Origin of the sequence: Bacillus altaicus (genome assembly GCF_042136375.2) — a bacterium.
Classification (GTDB): Bacteria; Bacillota; Bacilli; order Bacillales; family Bacillaceae_G; genus Bacillus_A; species Bacillus_A cereus_U.
Genome location: NZ_CM143394.1, coordinates 4,872,100 through 4,892,752 on the forward strand (window position 1 = coordinate 4,872,100; position 20,653 = coordinate 4,892,752).

The following is a 20,653-nucleotide window of genomic DNA, read 5'->3' on the forward strand; positions in this document are numbered from 1 at the left end:
TTGTTTTTTATACACTATTTAAAATAAATATTTTCCACATCGTATATCGATAAAGGACGATTATAAAAATAACCTTGTACGAGTTTCACATTCTTTTCCTTTAAAAATTGTATTTGTTCCGCTTTTTCTACTCCTTCTGCAATTACATTTAACCCTAGAGTATGTGCTAAATGAATAATTGCAGCCGTAATATTCGTATCTCTTTCATCTTTATATATGCCTTCCATAAAAGAACGATCAATTTTTAACGTATCAATCGGATATGTTTTTAAATAACTTAAAGATGAATATCCCGTTCCAAAGTCATCTAAATGAATCTTTAAATTTTGTTCTTTTAACTGCATTAACACTCTTTTCGATAAATCTTTATGTATAAGAGCCCCTTCTGTAACTTCTATTGCTAATAAATGAGGGGGGACGTTGTACTTATTTAAAGCACGTGTAATCATCTCTATTAGTGTAATAGAACGAAAATGTCTAGCTGAAATATTAACTGCAATTGGTACAACTTCATACCCTTTATTTAACCATTCACGTATCTGTTCACAAACTTGATGTACTACCCATTCATCAAGTTTAATAATAAATCCTGTTCTTTCAGCAAGTGGGATAAATTGATTTGGCGAGACAAATCCTAGCTCCTTATTCTCCCACCTTATTAAGGCTTCCATACTGGCTATCTTTCCCGTTTCAATATTAATTTGAGGTTGATAATATAGGAAAAATTCATTTTTCTCTATAGCACGATGTAACTGATTCTCTATTATAAACCTTTGTTCACGTTCACAATCTAATCCACTACAATAAAAATGATAATATCCTTTTCCTTTTTCCTTTGCTTTTTCCAAAGCTGTGTCGACTCTTTGGAAAAGCATTTTTTCATCCATTCCATCTTTTGGAGCCATTACAATCCCAATTGATGCACTCAAATAAACATCCTCTTCTTCTATTACAAAATGCTCACTAATTCTTTTTAATATTGTTTGTACCACTTCCTCTACGCATTCTTTCGTTATATTTTCTATTAACATAACAAATTGATCATCATGTTCTCTAAATAAATGCATATCTTCTATTTTTAGTTCTCGTAGGCATTCAGTAACTTTTTTTAATACTTGATCCCCTTCTTTATGACCAAATGTATCATTAATAAGGTGAAATTCATCCAAATCTATAAAAACCAATGCAAATTCTTTATTATCATCTAAAAATTCATTTAGTTTATTTGTACATGATATTCTATTCATTAACCCCGTTAACTGATCGAAGTAAGCCAAATACTCTGTTTTCATCTCATTTAATACTTGCCTCGTAACATCCCTCGTAACAATGTACACCCCAACGATTTCACTATTCACAATAATGGGGATAGTCCTCACAGAAATATAAAGTTCATATCCTTCTTTATGAACATATTTCTTTGCAACAATTTGTTTTGCTTTTCCCTGTAAAGCATTCTTAAATATAATTTGAAAAGTTTTTTCATATTCTTTATTTATAAACTGAAAAATAAATTGGTCCTTTAGCTCTTCATATCGATACCCAAAAATTTCATAAGTTGCTGGATTTGCATATGTAATTCTTCCAATAGAATCTACAGATACAATGGAATCATTATTATATTCTAGTAATGACTTAAATAACATTTGTTTTTCTTCTATTTCCGCTTTTTTCTTAACCTGTGCTGTAATATCTCTAGTAATACAAATAATAAACTGACATGTTCCATTTACATCGCATACTGGATTAAGTGAAGATTCATAATGTATATCACCAGTTGGCAAACTAATTACATCACAAAATGTATTTGCTCTCGCTTCTCTCATTACTTTTTCATATTGTCCTTGCAATAACCTTGCCGTATCTTCTGGTAATACTTCTGCAAAAGTTTTTCCATAACATTCTTTCCCTAGCCTGGCGTGATCCATTCCTATTTTATTCACATAAATATATTTAAAAGTTTCATCGTCAATAACTTTCACAATAAACACTAAATCTTGAATAGCATGTAACAGTCCCTGTCTTACTAAATCCATATCTATCATACTTAAAAAGGTATTTTGATTATTATATTGTTCCTTCATATTTATCTCAACCCGTCTTATCTATTTTTATTCATATATCTCATTCTATATGAATATGTACCTTTTTTAAAATGTATGATTACATATTTTTTTAAAAAATAAAAAAGTCGCCAAATGGCGACTTTTAATAAACGATTTCTAAATCTAATCCTGGATAATTTTGTTGACGGAACGCTTCATAAATTAAAATTGCTGCTGTATTAGATAAATTTAATGAACGTACTTTATCCGTCATTGGAATACGTAAACAATGATCGAAGTTTTCTTCAATTACATTAGCTGGTAATCCATTTGTTTCTCTTCCAAATACGAAATAGTAATCCTTCTCACGTTTGCTATAATCAAATGCTGTATGAGCTTTCTCGCCATACTTTGTTAAATAGAAGAATTCACCATCTTTATTTTTCTCATAAAATTCTTCGATTGAATCATAATACGTAACTTTTACGTGCTGCCAATAATCTAGTCCTGCACGCTTTAACATTTTGTCATCCGTTGAAAATCCAAGCGGTCTAATCAAATGTAACTCTGTTCCAGTTGCTGCACAAGTACGTGCAATATTCCCTGTATTTGCTGGAATTTCTGGTTGATATAAAACAACATGTACTCCCACGCGATATTCACCTCTATTTTTTGTCTACTACGTATTATACCACTTGAACGAAAAATCTCTACCCATTAATAATATGAAAGAATTTATATTTCATTTGTGGTGTATATTTACTAGAGTCTTCATAGTTCCAATAACGCCTGCGGCTATTCGCTGAATGTGCATTTACAAGCGGCATACCATCTGCGTCTTTTGCTACTACAATTGTCGTATGATTCCACCTACCATCATCCTCAAAATCATACGCAATTACATCGCCAAGAATAAGGTCTTCTGGCTTTTCTACTGCTTCTGCTCGAAGACCAGCTGTAGCACCTGACAAATACCAATAAAAAGAGTGTGCTACAGCCCAGCTCCAACTCCACTGGTTTCCCCTTTGCCACCACCCTTTACGAATATTAGGATGTCCATTCATTGGCACTTCTCCAGTGTGCAGACATTGTGAAATGAAATTTGTACAATTATCAGGAAAATTACGGTATGCAGGATTGCGATCATCCCACCAACGCTCTGCATATTTCACTGCCTCTAAACGATTATATTGATATGAACCGTATTTTTCTTTCGTGACTTCCCGTTCTAACGTTTCACCTATTCCTATTTCTTCTGACACTTCAAGAGCATAATCATCTATTATACGACTATTTTTCAAACAAACTCGTCGTTTTAATTGTTCCTCTTCGATATAAAATAATTCTTTATGCTTAATTAAATATTTCAAGTGTATTTGATAATCAATTTCTTGATGCTCATTACTATTTAATTGTCTAATGAAAGAAATATCTGCAGTTGCTTTCACTATATGTGCACTACGCTTTTGAAACAATTGTTTCTTTCTCTGTACCATTTGTAACAAATCTACTGCAATACCATCTACATCTGTTCGTTTCTCTGTTATATATGCTAAAAACTGTTGCACTTGCTTTTCAATATTCGCTTTTACAACCATTTCGTCTCCCTCCCATATTACAATATGAAAAAGGGAGATATTATCTACTCTTTTTTCTGTGCTAACAATTCAAGTCCACGATTCATTTCATGAAGAACCTCTTCATCTTTCTCACGTTCCATCGCTTTTTCAATGGCTTCTCCTACTCCATCTCCACCAATTTTCCCAAGTGCCCATGCTGCTGTTCCCCGAAGTACTGGTCTTGGATCATCTTTCATAACACCGATTAAATCAGGAATTGCTGCTGTTTCTTTAAAATGTGCAAGTGCTAGAATAGCATTTCGTTGCAATGGCTTTTTACCTCTCCATGAACCAGACATAACCCCATATTTTTCCTTAAAATCACGATTACCAATTGTTAAAAGTGGTGTTAATAATGGTTTAACTAATTCAGGATCAGGCTCCATTTCAGGATGGTTATGAAAATCCATTCCTTTATTTTTCGGACAAACAGTCTGACACGTATCACATCCATATATACGATTTCCTATTTTATCGCGGTATTCTTCAGGCAGAAATCCTTTTGTCTGTGTTAAAAATGCAATACATTTCTTCGAGTCCAACTGCCCGCCTTGTACTAAAGCACCTGTAGGACAAATATCAATACATTTCGTACAACTTCCACATTGATCTTCTATTGGCCGATCAGGAGGGAATGGAACATTCGTAATCATTTCTCCTAAGTATACATACGAACCAAATTCCGGTGTAATAATAGCGCAGTTCTTACCACTCCATCCAATACCGGCACGCTCTGAAACAGCTCGATCACTTAGCTCCCCTGTATCAACCATTGATTTCACTTCTATATCCGGAAGCTTTTCGATTAAATACGCCTCTAACTTTTGCAAACGATCTCGTAAAACAAGGTGATAATCTTGGCCCCAAGAAGCACGACAAAAAATCCCGCGACGTTCTCCACGCTTACTTAATGGTGCATTTTTTAATTTTGAAGGGTACGCTAAAGCAATCGCAATAATTGATTTCGCACCAGGTAACAATAGCTGTGGATTCGTTCTCTTCTCTATATCAGGTTCTTCGAATCCAGACTGATAATTCAATTGTTGTTGCTGGATTAGACGCTGCTTTAACTCCTCAAATGGTGAAGCACTGGCAAAACCTATTTTATCTATACCAATCGTTTTACTATACGCAATTACATCTTGCTTTAATTGTTCAAAATCCATTCTTTATCGCCTCCTCCGATGAATCCATCCCTTATGTAACGACTATATTGGTTAGCAATTCACTTTTGGAATAATATTCTTTACTTCTATTTTCGCATACAATTATGATTTTCAAACATTAAAAAAACGCAATGCTTCGTTTATCTTAGAAACGAAACACTGCGTTGATCACAATTTATTAGAAAAACATTAAATAAAATTTGGAGCGGGTGAAGAGAATCGAACTCTCGACCAGAGCTTGGAAGGCTCTTGTTTTACCACTAAACTACACCCGCAAATATGAATAAATATAAGATATTGAAATAACTTATGTAAAGTAGTATAGCATGTAAAAAAAATCGAAGCAAGAAATTTATCGAAAAAAGTCGAAAAAGTGATGAGATACCTCATCACTTTTTCAATTCTTTATCAATCGCCTTCTTCATACTATCGAAATCAGGGTTTGCAAGATTCCCATTTATATATACTGAAGGAGCACCTTGAACTTTTAATTTTTGAGCACGATCTGAATCTTTACGTACTTTGTCTTTCATTTCTTTACTGTGTAAATCTTTTTTAAACTGTTCTACATTAATTTTCGGAAGCTTTTCTTTCACAATATTAAGAAGTAATTCTTCTGTAATCCATTCTTCCGTATCTTTCTTTTGATTTTGATAAATCTCATCATAGAAAATCCAGAATGAATCTTGATCTTGTTTATAAATTGCTTCACCGGCAGCTGCACCTAAATCAGAGTCTTTTCCGATAAACGGGAAGTTAATAAAATATAACTGCACTTTACCTTTATCAATATACTCTTCTTTTAATCGTGGTAATACCGTTACATCCCAAGTACGACAAGCAGGACATTTAAAGTCTCCAAATTCAACTACCTTAACTGGAGCATCATCTTTCCCTAAAGATTGTTGCGTAGAATAAGCAAACATCTCATTCCCTTTATCTTTCTTGTCATTTATGATGCTATACACAATCGTCCCGATTACAATCAATACTGCGATAGAAAAAACTATACCAAGAACCATGAGTTTGTTTGATGATTTCATATACATTCCTCTTTAATTTCATATTCTGTATACATCATTGTACACAATACACATAATATCAATACTTACATAGGTCACGCAATGAACACGCTCACATAAATTACAAAAATACAACATTTGTGACAATATTGTGTCGTCTTTTGTCACAAATTATTCAAAAAAAGAAGCCCTATATAGGAACTTCTTTTAACTTACTGCTTTTTCACGTGCATTTTTTAACATAGACTGCTCTGTTTTTATATCATGACGAATTACTAATTTCTCACTAACTGCTTGCACATACTCATCATGATTTATATATCCTTCTCTCTCCATTAGTCTTAAAACTACATTTCGTCTTTCAACTGCTTTATCATAATTTTGTGCAGGTGAGTAATATGCTGGTGCTTTTACTACAGCAGCCATCATTGCACTCTCTGCCAACGTTAATTGATCCACCTTTTTACCGAAGTAAAGGTTTGCTGCTTTTTCAATTCCCCATGCTCCTTCTCCGTAGTAAATATTACTCACATATAATTTTAAAATCTCATCCTTTGTGAATGTACGTTCAATTTTTTTCGTATAAAAAATTTCTTTCCACTTACGAGAAAATGTACGTTCATTAGATAAAAAAGCATTTTTAGATAGCTGCTGTGTAATCGTGCTTCCTCCTTGCACAACACCACCAGCTTTTATATTTTCAATAGAAGCTCGAATAATTGCTATATAGTCTAAACCGTTATGATGATAAAACCTTTTATCTTCCGTCGCAATAAATGCGTGTGTTAATGATTCTGGCACCTCTAACTTAGCGGGTACATGTAATTTACTAATATCACTTCGCTCAATCATTACATTTCCAACGAATAATAATGCAAAACTTAATAATAATAATAATATAATGGCTTTATAAAGAAATTTAGTTAATGGATTTAATGCAACTTTTTGATGATAATTCACTCTAGATAATACTCGTTCTTTCATCTCGAACACCTCTTTTCCACACAGCATATATAACTCTTAATTTAAGAATACCTTCTTGTAAAAGAATATCCCATCGATTTCTCTTACACCTACCTTACAACATTGTAAGGTGTAAAAATGTATTGTATCACAGTCCTTTTTTATCTACTATTCATATGAAATATTGAATATACATTTGTTTATCATACTATTTATAGGAAGTAGGACTCTCCTTCATTTCACTTTATTCTTTTATTATATCAGTTTATACATTTATACTTTTAAACATCTAGCAATCTAATTATATATGATATATCACCATTATACAGAACAAACGTTCCACAAATCAATACTAGCTTTCAGATTATCTCGCTATTTGTATGCAGTAAGACTTCTCCCTCAAAACTTGGCTAAAGCTAGGAAATTAGGTAGTAGCCCTGCTTCCTCCACTAATTATTAGCCTACACTTTATTATTGTGACCTTTTTTTGAAACATTATACATAAAGAAAAGGTTAGCAATTTGAGCTGTCCTCAAATAACTAACCTAAACTTTACAACCTTCCTATAAGGTTATATGGCTGAACTTCCCATGTTTCGTATGGAATGAAATGCGTTGCTTTCATCGCATCAAGTGTCCTGGATTTCATATGAGGACGCGTTATATACTCATCGATGTTCTCTTCGTTTAAAGCAACAAATTTAGCCTCTTGTATTTCTTCAGGTTGAATTTTTATTTCACCACTAACATATGCTACTTTAAAAACAACAGCTACAATATGCACAGAAGCATTATAATAAATCCCTGTAACTCCGATAGGCTTCACAGTTAATCCTGTTTCCTCCATTATTTCTCTGCAAACAGCTTGATCGAGCGCTTCCCCTTCTTCTACCTGTCCTCCAGGCATTTCCCACGTATCAGCTCGCCAGTGCACTTTCGTTAAAAGCACCTCATTCTTTTCATTTGTTAAGTAACCTGCTACGGCAACAATATGCTTTGGTGTTTTATGCTCCACAGAAATACCTCCTAGAAATACGATTATTTAAAATACTATCTATAACCATATTCCATAACTACAACAAAACCCCTTTAAAACTTTATCACCTTAACTATTTCAATAAAAAAAGACCCAGTTCGTTAAACGAAAGGGTCTTCTGTCTTATATCCCGCTATTTGTGGGCAGTAAACGCCCGATTGGTTAGGGGTAATAATCAGTGGCGGATGAACACCCCCCACTGATTAAAGTTTCACCTTATTATTCCCCTAAGTCTACGTTGTGGTAAACTTGCTGTACATCTTCTAAATCTTCTAATGCATCAACCATTTTTTCAAATTGTACTTGAGCATCTTCAGGAAGTTCTACATCACTTTGTGCAAGCATTGTTAATTCTGCAACTGTAAATTCTTCAACACCAGCACCTTTAAGTGCAGATTGTACTGAATGGAACTGATCAGGTTCAGCATAAACGATAACAGAATCTTCTTCTTCTAGAATGTCACGTGCATCTACATCTGCTTCCATTAAGATTTCAAGAACTTCATCTGACGTTTTACCTTCAAGACCGATAACAGCTGTCGCATCAAACATGTAAGCCACAGAACCATTTACACCCATGTTACCACTGTTTTTGCTAAATGCAGCCCGTACATCTGCTGCAGTACGGTTTACGTTATTTGTCAGTGTATCTACAATTACCATAGATCCGTTTGGTCCAAAGCCTTCATAACGAAGCTCGTCATAGTTTTCTTCTGAACCGCCTTTTGCCTTTTCAATCGCACGGTCAATAATTGTTCTTGGCACGTTGTATGTTTTCGCACGTTCTAATACAACTCTTAACGTTTGGTTTGATTCTGGATCTGGCTCGCCTTGTTTTGCTGCCACATAAATTTCACGTCCAAATTTCGCATATATACGGCTTGTATTTGCATCTTTTGATGCTTTTTTTTCTTTAATATTGTTCCATTTACGGCCCATACTTTCCACTCTCTTTCCCATTTTAAATCTACATAAAAATATTAATATGAAATATAATGTGTATTCAACACATTTTTAAAAGAAATATAAAAAGTTCATTTTTGATTCATATTACAGACATAATATAAATCATTATCATTTTGTTCTTTCGACAAGTTATATTATACATGAATTCCTAAGTTTATTACGAATTTTAGAATCACATAGCATAATTTAACAAAAAAAACCCTAACATTTCTGTTAGGGTCTTTTTTAATTCACCGATACCGATGGTCGGGGTCGAACCGACACTCCCGAAGGAACACGATTTTGAGTCGTGCGCGTCTGCCAATTCCGCCACATCGGCATAAAATAAAGGCGGCAACCGGATTTGAACCGGTGGTAAAGGTTTTGCAGACCTCTGCCTTACCACTTGGCTATGCCGCCATATGAAGTTAAAATGGAGCGGAAGACGGGATTCGAACCCGCGACCCCAACCTTGGCAAGGTTGTATTCTACCACTGAACTACTTCCGCAAAAATGGCTGGGCTAGCTGGATTCGAACCAGCGCATGACGGAGTCAAAGTCCGTTGCCTTACCGCTTGGCTATAGCCCACCGAAGTTTTACTTAATTATATGTAAGTATCCATTAATTTATTTGTAATTTTAAAAAATAAAAATGGGGCGACTGATGGGAATTGAACCCACGAATGCCGGAGCCACAATCCGGTGCGTTAACCACTTCGCCACAACCGCCATGTTGTGTTTATATATTTGGCAGGGGCAGTAGGAATTGAACCCACACTGGAGGTTTTGGAGACCTCAGTTCTACCTTTAAACTATGCCCCTATATAACTGGTGGAGGGGGGCAGATTCGAACTGCCGAACCCAAAGGAGCGGATTTACAGTCCGCCGCGTTTAGCCACTTCGCTACCCCTCCGAAACTTACATGGTGCCGGCTAGAGGACTTGAACCCCCAACCTACTGATTACAAGTCAGTTGCTCTACCAATTGAGCTAAGCCGGCATATTTTATTAAAATGGTGGCTCGGGACGGAATCGAACCGCCGACACGAGGATTTTCAGTCCTCTGCTCTACCGACTGAGCTACCGAGCCTTATTAAAATGGCGGTCCCGACCGGGGTCGAACCGGCGATCTCCTGCGTGACAGGCAGGCATGTTAACCACTACACCACGGGACCATTTGGTTGCGGGGACAGGATTTGAACCTGCGACCTTCGGATTATGAGCCCGACGAGCTACCGTACTGCTCCACCCCGCGATAATATTATTTATATAATTATATGATAAGTGTTAGCAACCACATTACGAAAATGTTTGGTTGCGGGGACAGGATTTGAACCTGCGACCTTCGGGTTATGAGCCCGACGAGCTACCGTACTGCTCCACCCCGCGACAATATTATTCATATAATTTATATGGTGGAGGATGACGGGATCGAACCGCCGACCCCCTGCTTGTAAGGCAGGTGCTCTCCCAGCTGAGCTAATCCTCCAAAAGTGGTGACCCGTACGGGATTCGAACCCGTGTTACCGCCGTGAAAGGGCGGTGTCTTAACCACTTGACCAACGGGCCAAATATTATAAAATGCTTATGGCGGAGAGCAAGGGATTCGAACCCTTGATACGCTTGTGACGTATACACGATTTCCAATCGTGCTCCTTCGGCCAACTCGGACAGCTCTCCAATGGCTCCGCAGGTAGGAATCGAACCTACGACCGATCGGTTAACAGCCGATAGCTCTACCGCTGAGCTACTGCGGAATAATATTGCCTGGCAACGTCCTACTCTCACAGGGACAAGGTCCCAACTACCATCGGCGCTAGAGAGCTTAACTTCCGTGTTCGGTATGGGAACGGGTGTGACCTCTCTGCCATCATTACCAGACTATATTCGCTTGAGACAAACATTATTATACTTGATTCACTTAGAAAGTCAATAAGTTTTTTATATTCTCTCAAAACTAGATAACATTAGCTTCATATTATATGGTTAAGTCCTCGATCTATTAGTATTCGTCAGCTCCACATGTCACCATGCTTCCACCTCGAACCTATCAACCTGATCATCTTTCAGGGATCTTACTAGCTTACGCTATGGGAAATCTCATCTTGAGGGGGGCTTCATGCTTAGATGCTTTCAGCACTTATCCCTTCCGCACATAGCTACCCAGCTATGCCCTTGGCAGAACAACTGGTACACCAGCGGTGCGTCCATCCCGGTCCTCTCGTACTAAGGACAGCTCCTCTCAAATTTCCTGCGCCCACGACGGATAGGGACCGAACTGTCTCACGACGTTCTGAACCCAGCTCGCGTACCGCTTTAATGGGCGAACAGCCCAACCCTTGGGACCGACTACAGCCCCAGGATGCGATGAGCCGACATCGAGGTGCCAAACCTCCCCGTCGATGTGGACTCTTGGGGGAGATAAGCCTGTTATCCCCGGGGTAGCTTTTATCCGTTGAGCGATGGCCCTTCCATGCGGAACCACCGGATCGACTAAGCCCGACTTTCGTCCCTGCTCGACTTGTAGGTCTCGCAGTCAAGCTCCCTTATGCCTTTGCACTCTACGAATGATTTCCAACCATTCTGAGGGAACCTTTGGGCGCCTCCGTTACACTTTAGGAGGCGACCGCCCCAGTCAAACTGCCCACCTGACACTGTCTCCCGGGTCGATAAGACCCGTAGGTTAGAATTTCAATACAGTCAGGGCGGTATCCCACCAGCGCCTCCACCGAAGCTAGCGCTCCGGTTTCAATGGCTCCCGCCTATCCTGTACAAACTGTACCAAAATTCAATATCAGGCTACAGTAAAGCTCCACGGGGTCTTTCCGTCCTGTCGCGGGTAACCTGCATCTTCACAGGTACTATAATTTCACCGAGTCTCTGGTTGAGACAGTGCCCAAATCGTTACACCTTTCGTGCGGGTCGGAACTTACCCGACAAGGAATTTCGCTACCTTAGGACCGTTATAGTTACGGCCGCCGTTTACTGGGGCTTCAGTTCAGAGCTTCGCTTACGCTAACCCCTCTCCTTAACCTTCCAGCACCGGGCAGGTGTCAGCCCCTATACTTCGCCTTACGGCTTCGCAGAGACCTGTGTTTTTGCTAAACAGTCGCTTGGGCCTATTCACTGCGGCTTTCCGTTAAGAAAGCACCCCTTCTCCGAAGTTACGGGGTCATTTTGCCGAGTTCCTTAACCAGAGTTCTCTCGCACACCTTAGGATTCTCTCCTCGCCTACCTGTGTCGGTTTGCGGTACAGGCACCTTTTATCTCGCTAGAAGCTTTTCTTGGCAGCGGGGAATCAAAGACTTCGCTCCATAAGGAGCTTCCCCATCACAGCTCAGCCTTCACGATAAGCGGATTTGCCTACTTATCAGCCTAACTGCTTGGACGTGCACAACCAATCGCACGCTTCTTCTATCCTTCTGCGTCCCTCCATTGCTCAAACGATAAAGAGGTGGTACAGGAATATCAACCTGTTGTCCATCGCCTACGCCTGTCGGCCTCGGCTTAGGTCCTGACTAACCCTGAGCGGACGAGCCTTCCTCAGGAAACCTTAGGCATTCGGTGGACGGGATTCTCACCCGTCTTTCGCTACTCATACCGGCATTCTCACTTCTAAGCGCTCCACCAGTCCTTCCGGTCTGACTTCACTGCACTTAGAACGCTCCCCTACCACTGATACCATTGGTATCAATTCGCAGCTTCGGTGGTGTATTTAGCCCCGGTACATTTTCGGCGCAGAGTCACTCGACTAGTGAGCTATTACGCACTCTTTAAATGGTGGCTGCTTCTGAGCCAACATCCTAGTTGTCTAAGCAACTCCACATCCTTTTCCACTTAATACACACTTTGGGACCTTAGCTGGCGATCTGGGCTGTTTCCCTCTTGACTACGGATCTTATCACTCGCAGTCTGACTCCTAAGGATAAGTCATTGGCATTCGGAGTTTGACTGAATTCGGTAATCCGATGAGGACCCCTAGTTCAATCAGTGCTCTACCTCCAAGACTCTTACACTTAAGGCTAGCCCTAAAGCTATTTCGGGGAGAACCAGCTATCTCCAGGTTCGATTGGAATTTCTCCGCTACCCACACCTCATCCCCGCACTTTTCAACGTGCGTGGGTTCGGGCCTCCATTCAGTGTTACCTGAACTTCACCCTGGACATGGGTAGATCACCTGGTTTCGGGTCTACGACCACGTACTAAACGCCCTATTCAGACTCGCTTTCGCTGCGGCTCCGCCTCTTCAGCTTAACCTTGCACGGGATCGTAACTCGCCGGTTCATTCTACAAAAGGCACGCCATCACCCATTAACGGGCTCTGACTATTTGTAGGCACACGGTTTCAGGTATCTCTCACTCCCCTTCCGGGGTGCTTTTCACCTTTCCCTCACGGTACTGGTTCACTATCGATCACTAGGGAGTATTTAGCCTTGGGAGATGGTCCTCCCAGATTCCGACGGAATTTCACGTGTTCCGCCGTACTCAGGATACATTCAAGAGAGAACGAAGTTTCGACTACGGGGTTATTACCCTCTGTGACGGACCTTTCCAGGTCGCTTCGTCTACCTCGTTCCTTTGTAACTCCGTATAGAATGTCCTACAACCCCAAGAGGCAAGCCTCTTGGTTTGGGCTAGATTCCGTTTCGCTCGCCGCTACTCAGGAAATCGCATTTGCTTTCTCTTCCTCCAGGTACTTAGATGTTTCAGTTCCCTGGGTCTGTCTTCCATACCCTATGTATTCAGGTAAGGATACCATACCATTACGTATAGTGGGTTTCCCCATTCGGAAATCTTCGGATAAAAGCTTACTTACAGCTCCCCGAAGCATATCGGCGTTAGTCCCGTCCTTCATCGACTCCTAGTGTCAAGGCATCCACCGTGCGCCCTTTCTAACTTAACCAAACTAAAATTAAAAAAATATGAGCTACACTGTTATCTAGTTTTCAAAGAACATACATTTAAACTTGAGAGATAGTTCTCTCAAAACTGAACGAAACAAAACAAGTCAACGTTTATTGATGAACTGCGTTCATCAATTCTCCATAGAAAGGAGGTGATCCAGCCGCACCTTCCGATACGGCTACCTTGTTACGACTTCACCCCAATCATCTGTCCCACCTTAGGCGGCTGGCTCCATAAAGGTTACCCCACCGACTTCGGGTGTTACAAACTCTCGTGGTGTGACGGGCGGTGTGTACAAGGCCCGGGAACGTATTCACCGCGGCATGCTCGATCCGCGATTACTAGCGATTCCAGCTTCATGTAGGCGAGTTGCAGCCTACAATCCGAACTGAGAACGGTTTTATGAGATTAGCTCCACCTCGCGGTCTTGCAGCTCTTTGTACCGTCCATTGTAGCACGTGTGTAGCCCAGGTCATAAGGGGCATGATGATTTGACGTCATCCCCACCTTCCTCCGGTTTGTCACCGGCAGTCACCTTAGAGTGCCCAACTTAATGATGGCAACTAAGATCAAGGGTTGCGCTCGTTGCGGGACTTAACCCAACATCTCACGACACGAGCTGACGACAACCATGCACCACCTGTCACTCTGCTCCCGAAGGAGAAGCTCTATCTCTAGAGTTTTCAGAGGATGTCAAGACCTGGTAAGGTTCTTCGCGTTGCTTCGAATTAAACCACATGCTCCACCGCTTGTGCGGGCCCCCGTCAATTCCTTTGAGTTTCAGCCTTGCGGCCGTACTCCCCAGGCGGAGTGCTTAATGCGTTAACTTCAGCACTAAAGGGCGGAAACCCTCTAACACTTAGCACTCATCGTTTACGGCGTGGACTACCAGGGTATCTAATCCTGTTTGCTCCCCACGCTTTCGCGCCTCAGTGTCAGTTACAGACCAGAAAGTCGCCTTCGCCACTGGTGTTCCTCCATATCTCTACGCATTTCACCGCTACACATGGAATTCCACTTTCCTCTTCTGCACTCAAGTCTCCCAGTTTCCAATGACCCTCCACGGTTGAGCCGTGGGCTTTCACATCAGACTTAAGAAACCACCTGCGCGCGCTTTACGCCCAATAATTCCGGATAACGCTTGCCACCTACGTATTACCGCGGCTGCTGGCACGTAGTTAGCCGTGGCTTTCTGGTTAGGTACCGTCAAGGTGCCAGCTTATTCAACTAGCACTTGTTCTTCCCTAACAACAGAGTTTTACGACCCGAAAGCCTTCATCACTCACGCGGCGTTGCTCCGTCAGACTTTCGTCCATTGCGGAAGATTCCCTACTGCTGCCTCCCGTAGGAGTCTGGGCCGTGTCTCAGTCCCAGTGTGGCCGATCACCCTCTCAGGTCGGCTACGCATCGTTGCCTTGGTGAGCCGTTACCTCACCAACTAGCTAATGCGACGCGGGTCCATCCATAAGTGACAGCCGAAGCCGCCTTTCAATTTCGAACTATGCAGTTCAAAATATTATCCGGTATTAGCCCCGGTTTCCCGGAGTTATCCCAGTCTTATGGGTAGGTTACCCACGTGTTACTCACCCGTCCGCCGCTAACTTCATAAGAGCAAGCTCTTAATCCATTCGCTCGACTTGCATGTATTAGGCACGCCGCCAGCGTTCATCCTGAGCCAGGATCAAACTCTCCAATAAAGTTAGTTTGTCTAGCATCTAAAAATAAAAATTGACGTTCACGTTGTTTGTTTCGTTCAGTTTTCAAAGAACTACTTCGTCGCTCAATTGCGACTTCCTTATGTTAACATCTTCGTTTTTCGATGTCAACTAAGTTTTTCAAATTTCTTTTTTGTCGTTTACTGCGTTTCCGCATCAGCGACGTTTATTAATATATCATGCAGTATATGTAGGGTCAATACTTTTCACAAAAAAATTTCACATCCCGTTAAAAAGCTAAATTAACTATAGAAAAAAATTACTACTCCTCTTTTATAGACATGCTTCTTCCACCTAATCTCTTTCTGTATTGCATCTTAAAAGAAAGCACTACTGTTCTTTAATAAGTGATAAATTTAGTCATCGTCTTCGTTTTCATAAAATATTCTAAATTGTGTGTTATATTATTCCTATAGGAGTGTGGTGGGAATGGGTATTAAATATTCGAACAAAATTAATAAAATCCGAACCTTTGCATTGAGTTTAGTATTTATCGGCCTCTTCATTGCATACTTAGGTGTCTTTTTTCGCGAAAACATCATTATTATGACAACCTTTATGATGGTTGGTTTTTTAGCTGTCATCGCTAGCACTGTTGTTTACTTTTGGATTGGTATGTTATCTACAAAAACGATACAAATTATTTGTCCAAGCTGCGATAAACCAACAAAAATGCTCGGTCGTGTCGACGCATGTATGCATTGCAATCAACCTTTAACACTTGATCGAAATCTAGAAGGAAAAGAATTTGATGAGAAATATAATAAGAAGAGCTATAAATCCTAAATAGTAATATATAATAAAGAAAGAGGGTGACGAAATCGTCACCCTCTTTCTTTATTATATATTACGCCTTATGACACTCTGGACAAACGCCATAAATTTCTAAGCGATGACTATTAATAACGAAGCCTGTCGTTTTCGCAGCTTCCTCTTCAAGCTGTTCCAAACCTCCATAAGGAAAATCAACAATCTTACCACATTTTTCGCAAATCACATGATAATGTTGACTTGTAACATAATCAAATCTACTTGAAGCATCCCCATAAGTTAATTCCTTTACAAGTCCAACTTCTTTAAACACACGTAAGTTATTATAAACAGTTGCAACACTCATATTTGGAAACTTACCTTCTAATGCTTTATAAATGTCATCCGCTGTTGGGTGCGTCATAGATTCCACAAGGTACTCTAAAATAGCATGACGCTGTGGAGTAATGCGTACACCCGTATTTTTCAGCATTTCTAGCGCTTCTTTTAATTCTTCTTTGACCACCGTCATGCACCCCGATTCTATACGGATTATTATTTTATAATTCTTATAAAGAGTGTACTCTTTTTCTTATAAATCGTCAATATTTCTACTATAAGTATGTGGTTTATTTTTGTATATAGCCTTATTCTTATATAACTTCCCCCATTTCCTATACATTTACATAGAAAAAAGTGCGACATAATCGCACTTGGAATACTATCATCTGAGGAGGTATGCCCTACACTTTCACTTTATGTATCGCAAGAAAATATGTATAGACGCATGCCTTATATATATATTTTTTCTCCACATTAATATAGATTATTTTATCCCGCTATTTGCTGGCTAATAATCAGTGTGGATAGACACCCCCCACTGATTAAAGTTTCACTTTATATAAGAAAGAACATCCTCAATATGTCCTTTCACTTTCACTTTACGCCATTCTTTTACAAGTTCACCATCTTTATTGATAAGGAATGTAGAACGCTCGATTCCCATGTACTCTTTTCCAAAGTTCTTTTTCAACTTCCAAACATCGTACAATTCTGCTACTTTATGATCTTCATCTACTAAAAGTACAAATGGAAGCTCATGCTTCTCGATGAATTTCATATGTCTGTTCACCGAATCAGGACTGACACCAAGGATGACCGTGTCCTTCTCTTGGAATAATCCATATGCATCACGAAAATCACATGCTTCAGTTGTACACCCTGGAGTCATATCTTTCGGGTAAAAATATAAAACTACATTTTCACCTCGGAAGTCAGCTAAGCGAATTTGTTCTCCGGTACTTCCCTCTAATGTGAATTCCGGTGCTATTTCTCCTACTGTGATCATTGTTATCACTCCTTTTCTTTTCTATTACTATAACAAATGCTACCTTATTTTTCATTGTCCATTACAGTCCTTACCACAAATGCAAACGGTAATGTATATCCAATTAGCGCTTCTCCAATTGCAATCCATCTTCCGATTCCAATCGGAGCTATATCACCATATCCAACGGACAATAAAGTAACCGCGCTAAAATATAAACATATTTCAACGAGCTGAAAGGAATGAGCACTTAACCGATCCCCATCTTCTTTCAAAACTGCAAAACCCATTTCCTCTAGCACAACATAACTTAATCCAAACGCAATCAGTACCGTTGTATAAATTAAAAACAACGTAGCTAAATTATACAGCGAAAAGAAACGATTGGAATTTGAATATGAACTCCATAATAATTGGACACTTCTCAAAATAGCGATTGCTGCAATTAATAGAATAAATCCCCATAACATGTCCTCCACCTCATTTTATATGTATGAGGACTATAGCTGATTTATCCCTTAGAAACGAACAAGCTTCTATAATTAATTCCCTGCACCACGATATCGTTTAACCCCTTGATTCCAGAGGGTGATTGCAATAGTAAAACAGATAACACCAACAATTGGCGTTGCGAAAGCATAGCTATTCCACTCTGTTTTTCTTAAAAAGTATGCTGCTGGATATACCCCAACAAATGCAAACGGTAAAACAAACGTTAAAACAAAGCCAATAACACGGTTATAAATATCAACAGGGTAGCGTCCATAATTCCCTATGTTATACATAAGCGGCATAATGGAACTTTTCGAATCCGACCAAAAGCCAAGACTTGCAAGCGTAACAAATATCCCGCCGTACACAAGTGCCCCTCCCCCTACCATGAGTAGGAATAAGAAGAAATCATACCAGTAAAAAGATAATTGCAGCTCCATTGCTGCATAACCCATCACAATAATCCCCGTAATAGCTCCAATTAAAGATTCAAGTTCCATTCTTTCTAATATAATTTGAAATAAACTATGAATCGGTCTCGTTAATATACGGTCCATTTCTCCTTTAATAATGTAACGATCATTAAAGTCCCATATATTAAAGAAAGCTGAAAAAATGGCAAACGGTACTAAAAAGAAACCATAAATAAAGATTACTTCTTCTCGGCTCCACCCTTGTAGTGCTTGGGTATGCCCAAACACTACGAGAATGAAGATTAAATTAACAGCTTGTAGTGATAAATCTGAAAGTAATCCGACGATAAAATCGCCACGATACTCCAATTTTGTTTTTATATATTGACTTGCATATTGCAAAAATAATTTTATATATATCATCTCGTCATCCCCCTTGTACGATTAGACGTTTTCTCGCCGTTTTCCACATCAGTACAATTGGAATAATAAGTATAATTGCCCAAATCATTTGAAATAATAAAGCTTCATATAACTTACTTCCTTGTATACCTTCAGAGAAAATCATACTCGGAATATAACTAATTGCTTGAAACGGTAAAAACACCATTGCTTTTTGGGCCCATAACGGATAAAAACTAATCGGTAATAATAAACCAGAAAATAAATCGATAACAACACGTTTCGCATACATAATTCCACTATTATTAAATAAGAAGAATGTAAGCATTCCTGTCATTAAATTTATTTGTGTATTAATGATAAAACTAAATATTAAAGATAAGAAGAAATATAACCACGTTTGAAAATTCGTTGTAATTTGTAATGAAAATAATAACGTAACAATAACCATACCCGGAATTGAAAAGAAAGCAAAACGAAATATCCCTTCTCCAAGCCCTTGCATAACTTTCATACCTAAATAGTTATATGGACGAATTAGCTCTACCGCCACACGTCCTTCTTGAATTTCCATCGCAATTTCTCTATCTATATTATTGAAATAAAAAGCGCGTGCCATCCATGCGATCGCAATATACGTAGTCATTTGCGAAATAGATAAACTTTCAATATTCTCTTTCCCGCTATAAATTGCTTGCCATAAAAAATAATACGCACCAATGTTAATCGTATAAATTAAAATCCCACTGTAATAATTTGTACGATAAGCAAGCATCATTAAAAAACGAATCCGAATCATTTCAATATACTTACCCATGCATAATACCTTCTTCATAAATGTTACGAATAATTTCCTCTGTAGACACTTCGTTAATTTTCAAATCTTTAATTTGAAAGGCTTGTACTACTTTAGAAATCAACATAGAAATGATAACTTCTTCATTCGGTATTTTTGCAACCCATGCGTTTTCTTCTTTCGCTTTTAACCAAACAACATGACTATCTGGCATAACCATTGATAACTCCTGGTATGAAACTGGGGCAACAAACTGAAAATGTATTTCCTTCTCTACTCCCCACTGCGTACGAAGATTATCTAAAGATCCGTCATACATAATATTTCCTTCATCAAGCATGATGACGCGTTCACATAAAGCTTCAATATCAGTAATATCATGTGTCGTTAATAAAATTGTTGTTTTATAACGTTCATTCATCTCTTTTAAGAATTCTCGTATTTTCAATTTCACAAGAACATCTAGTCCAATTGTTGGCTCATCTAAAAATAATAACGGCGGATTATGAATTAACGCCGCTGCTAATTCACAACGCATTCTTTGACCAAGAGATAATTTTCGTACCGGTTTATCTAATAAAGGACCGATATCTAACGTTTCAATAACATGTTCCATATGTTCCTTATACTGAGCGTCTGATACACCGTACACTTTCTTCAATAGACGAAATGATTCTTGTACAGCAATATCCCACCAAAGCTGCGAACGCTGCCCAAACACAACACCGATTGTTCTTACAAATTCTTCTCTCTGTTTGTGTGGATTCATTCCGTTCACTGTAATTTGTCCTGATGTCGGAGTCAAAATCCCTGTAAGCATTTTAATCGTCGTTGATTTACCAGCACCATTCTCACCAATATAACCAACCATTTCACCTTGCTTTATAGTAAAAGAAACATCATTTACTGCTGGTACTATTTTATAATTACGATTTAATAAATCGCGAAATGCACCCTTTAAGCCCGGACGACTTGAATAAGCTGTAAACTCTTTACGTAACCCTTGTACCTCAATTACCGATTTCATAATCGGACCCCCTTCCTAAATGTCACAACGAA

At 39.1% G+C, this 20,653-nt stretch carries 15 protein-coding genes, 17 tRNA genes and 3 rRNA genes; 1 reads left to right on the forward strand and 34 read right to left on the reverse strand.

Annotated features, from left to right (window positions below; genetic code table 11):
- Positions 1–14: 14 nt before the first annotated feature.
- The 28 genes from ACE38F_RS25120 to ACE38F_RS25255 all read right to left on the reverse strand — a co-directional run bounded on the left by ACE38F_RS25120 (position 15) and on the right by ACE38F_RS25255 (position 15,396).
- Positions 15–2,084 (reverse strand): sensor domain-containing protein, encoded by a 2,070-nt coding sequence (locus tag ACE38F_RS25120; protein WP_375370754.1) that lies wholly within the window; start codon positions 2,082–2,084, stop codon positions 15–17.
- Between the two features lie 124 nt (positions 2,085–2,208).
- Entirely contained in the window at positions 2,209–2,697 is a 489-nt protein-coding gene (gene trmL, locus ACE38F_RS25125) for a tRNA (uridine(34)/cytosine(34)/5-carboxymethylaminomethyluridine(34)-2'-O)-methyltransferase TrmL (RefSeq protein WP_000538149.1), read from the reverse strand.
- Positions 2,698–2,755: 58 nt separating this feature from the next.
- The gene (locus tag ACE38F_RS25130) at positions 2,756–3,643 is read right to left on the reverse strand and encodes an amidase domain-containing protein (protein ID WP_002204546.1); all 888 of its coding nucleotides are present in this window, start codon (positions 3,641–3,643) and stop codon (positions 2,756–2,758) included.
- Between the two features lie 44 nt (positions 3,644–3,687).
- Positions 3,688–4,830 (reverse strand): tRNA epoxyqueuosine(34) reductase QueG, encoded by a 1,143-nt coding sequence (gene queG / locus ACE38F_RS25135; RefSeq protein ID WP_215555162.1) that lies wholly within the window; start codon positions 4,828–4,830, stop codon positions 3,688–3,690.
- A gap of 201 nt (positions 4,831–5,031) precedes the next feature.
- A tRNA-Gly gene (locus tag ACE38F_RS25140) sits at positions 5,032–5,105 on the reverse strand.
- Positions 5,106–5,219: 114 nt separating this feature from the next.
- Positions 5,220–5,873 (reverse strand): DsbA family protein, encoded by a 654-nt coding sequence (locus ACE38F_RS25145; protein WP_002204548.1) that lies wholly within the window; start codon positions 5,871–5,873, stop codon positions 5,220–5,222.
- Between the two features lie 186 nt (positions 5,874–6,059).
- Positions 6,060–6,836, reverse strand: coding sequence for a transglycosylase domain-containing protein (locus ACE38F_RS25150; protein WP_375370753.1), 777 nt, complete (start codon positions 6,834–6,836; stop codon positions 6,060–6,062).
- A 531-nt stretch (positions 6,837–7,367) separates the two neighbouring features.
- Positions 7,368–7,829: an NUDIX hydrolase gene (locus ACE38F_RS25155; RefSeq protein ID WP_375370752.1), complete on the reverse strand. Its 462-nt coding sequence runs from the start codon at positions 7,827–7,829 to the stop codon at positions 7,368–7,370.
- 240 nt (positions 7,830–8,069) lie between these two features.
- Positions 8,070–8,789, reverse strand: coding sequence for a YebC/PmpR family DNA-binding transcriptional regulator (locus ACE38F_RS25160; protein WP_002113875.1), 720 nt, complete (start codon positions 8,787–8,789; stop codon positions 8,070–8,072).
- 264 nt (positions 8,790–9,053) lie between these two features.
- A tRNA-Leu gene (locus ACE38F_RS25165) sits at positions 9,054–9,135 on the reverse strand.
- A 9-nt stretch (positions 9,136–9,144) separates the two neighbouring features.
- Positions 9,145–9,215, reverse strand: a tRNA-Cys gene (locus ACE38F_RS25170).
- A 14-nt stretch (positions 9,216–9,229) separates the two neighbouring features.
- Positions 9,230–9,304: transfer RNA gene (locus ACE38F_RS25175), tRNA-Gly, on the reverse strand.
- A gap of 5 nt (positions 9,305–9,309) precedes the next feature.
- Positions 9,310–9,384 (reverse strand) — tRNA-Gln (locus tag ACE38F_RS25180).
- 64 nt (positions 9,385–9,448) lie between these two features.
- A tRNA-His gene (locus ACE38F_RS25185) sits at positions 9,449–9,524 on the reverse strand.
- A 19-nt stretch (positions 9,525–9,543) separates the two neighbouring features.
- Positions 9,544–9,617, reverse strand: a tRNA-Trp gene (locus ACE38F_RS25190).
- A 7-nt stretch (positions 9,618–9,624) separates the two neighbouring features.
- Positions 9,625–9,708, reverse strand: a tRNA-Tyr gene (locus tag ACE38F_RS25195).
- Positions 9,709–9,718: 10 nt separating this feature from the next.
- Positions 9,719–9,794: transfer RNA gene (locus ACE38F_RS25200), tRNA-Thr, on the reverse strand.
- Positions 9,795–9,808: 14 nt separating this feature from the next.
- Positions 9,809–9,884 (reverse strand) — tRNA-Phe (locus ACE38F_RS25205).
- A gap of 9 nt (positions 9,885–9,893) precedes the next feature.
- A tRNA-Asp gene (locus ACE38F_RS25210) sits at positions 9,894–9,969 on the reverse strand.
- Positions 9,970–9,972: 3 nt separating this feature from the next.
- Positions 9,973–10,049: transfer RNA gene (locus ACE38F_RS25215), tRNA-Met, on the reverse strand.
- Positions 10,050–10,106: 57 nt separating this feature from the next.
- A tRNA-Met gene (locus ACE38F_RS25220) sits at positions 10,107–10,183 on the reverse strand.
- Positions 10,184–10,207: 24 nt separating this feature from the next.
- Positions 10,208–10,283 (reverse strand) — tRNA-Val (locus ACE38F_RS25225).
- 5 nt (positions 10,284–10,288) lie between these two features.
- Positions 10,289–10,363 (reverse strand) — tRNA-Glu (locus ACE38F_RS25230).
- A gap of 19 nt (positions 10,364–10,382) precedes the next feature.
- Positions 10,383–10,474: transfer RNA gene (locus ACE38F_RS25235), tRNA-Ser, on the reverse strand.
- A 2-nt stretch (positions 10,475–10,476) separates the two neighbouring features.
- Positions 10,477–10,551 (reverse strand) — tRNA-Asn (locus ACE38F_RS25240).
- Between the two features lie 8 nt (positions 10,552–10,559).
- Positions 10,560–10,675 (reverse strand): 5S ribosomal RNA (gene rrf, locus ACE38F_RS25245).
- 101 nt (positions 10,676–10,776) lie between these two features.
- Positions 10,777–13,697, reverse strand: a 23S ribosomal RNA gene (locus ACE38F_RS25250).
- 146 nt (positions 13,698–13,843) lie between these two features.
- A 16S ribosomal RNA gene (locus ACE38F_RS25255) occupies positions 13,844–15,396 on the reverse strand.
- The 16S, 23S and 5S rRNA genes sit together here with 16 tRNA genes alongside, the layout of an rRNA operon.
- Positions 15,397–15,843: 447 nt before the next feature.
- Here ACE38F_RS25255 and ACE38F_RS25260 point away from each other — a divergent pair.
- Complete coding sequence (locus tag ACE38F_RS25260) at positions 15,844–16,200, forward strand: YgzB family protein (protein WP_002125074.1); 357 nt, start codon at positions 15,844–15,846, stop codon at positions 16,198–16,200.
- A 61-nt stretch (positions 16,201–16,261) separates the two neighbouring features.
- Here ACE38F_RS25260 and perR read toward each other — a convergent pair whose 3' ends face one another.
- From perR to ACE38F_RS25290, 6 genes are all read right to left on the reverse strand, one after another.
- Positions 16,262–16,690 carry a peroxide-responsive transcriptional repressor PerR gene (gene perR, locus ACE38F_RS25265; protein ID WP_000237831.1) on the reverse strand — a complete coding sequence of 143 codons (429 nt, stop codon included), beginning with the start codon at positions 16,688–16,690 and terminating at the stop codon, positions 16,262–16,264.
- A 366-nt stretch (positions 16,691–17,056) separates the two neighbouring features.
- Complete coding sequence (gene bcp, locus ACE38F_RS25270; protein WP_098778070.1) at positions 17,057–17,512, reverse strand: thioredoxin-dependent thiol peroxidase; 456 nt, start codon at positions 17,510–17,512, stop codon at positions 17,057–17,059.
- Positions 17,513–17,556: 44 nt separating this feature from the next.
- Positions 17,557–17,961 (reverse strand): potassium channel family protein, encoded by a 405-nt coding sequence (locus ACE38F_RS25275; RefSeq protein WP_002091112.1) that lies wholly within the window; start codon positions 17,959–17,961, stop codon positions 17,557–17,559.
- A 72-nt stretch (positions 17,962–18,033) separates the two neighbouring features.
- On the reverse strand, positions 18,034–18,819 hold the full coding sequence (locus ACE38F_RS25280) for an ABC transporter permease (RefSeq protein ID WP_215555158.1): 786 nt from the start codon (positions 18,817–18,819) through the stop codon (positions 18,034–18,036).
- A gap of 4 nt (positions 18,820–18,823) precedes the next feature.
- Positions 18,824–19,615 (reverse strand): ABC transporter permease, encoded by a 792-nt coding sequence (locus ACE38F_RS25285; RefSeq protein ID WP_002113871.1) that lies wholly within the window; start codon positions 19,613–19,615, stop codon positions 18,824–18,826.
- On the reverse strand, positions 19,608–20,621 hold the full coding sequence (locus ACE38F_RS25290; protein WP_215555157.1) for an ABC transporter ATP-binding protein: 1,014 nt from the start codon (positions 20,619–20,621) through the stop codon (positions 19,608–19,610). The genes ACE38F_RS25285 and ACE38F_RS25290 overlap by 8 nt, the downstream gene beginning before the upstream one ends.
- Positions 20,622–20,653 lie beyond the last annotated feature (32 nt).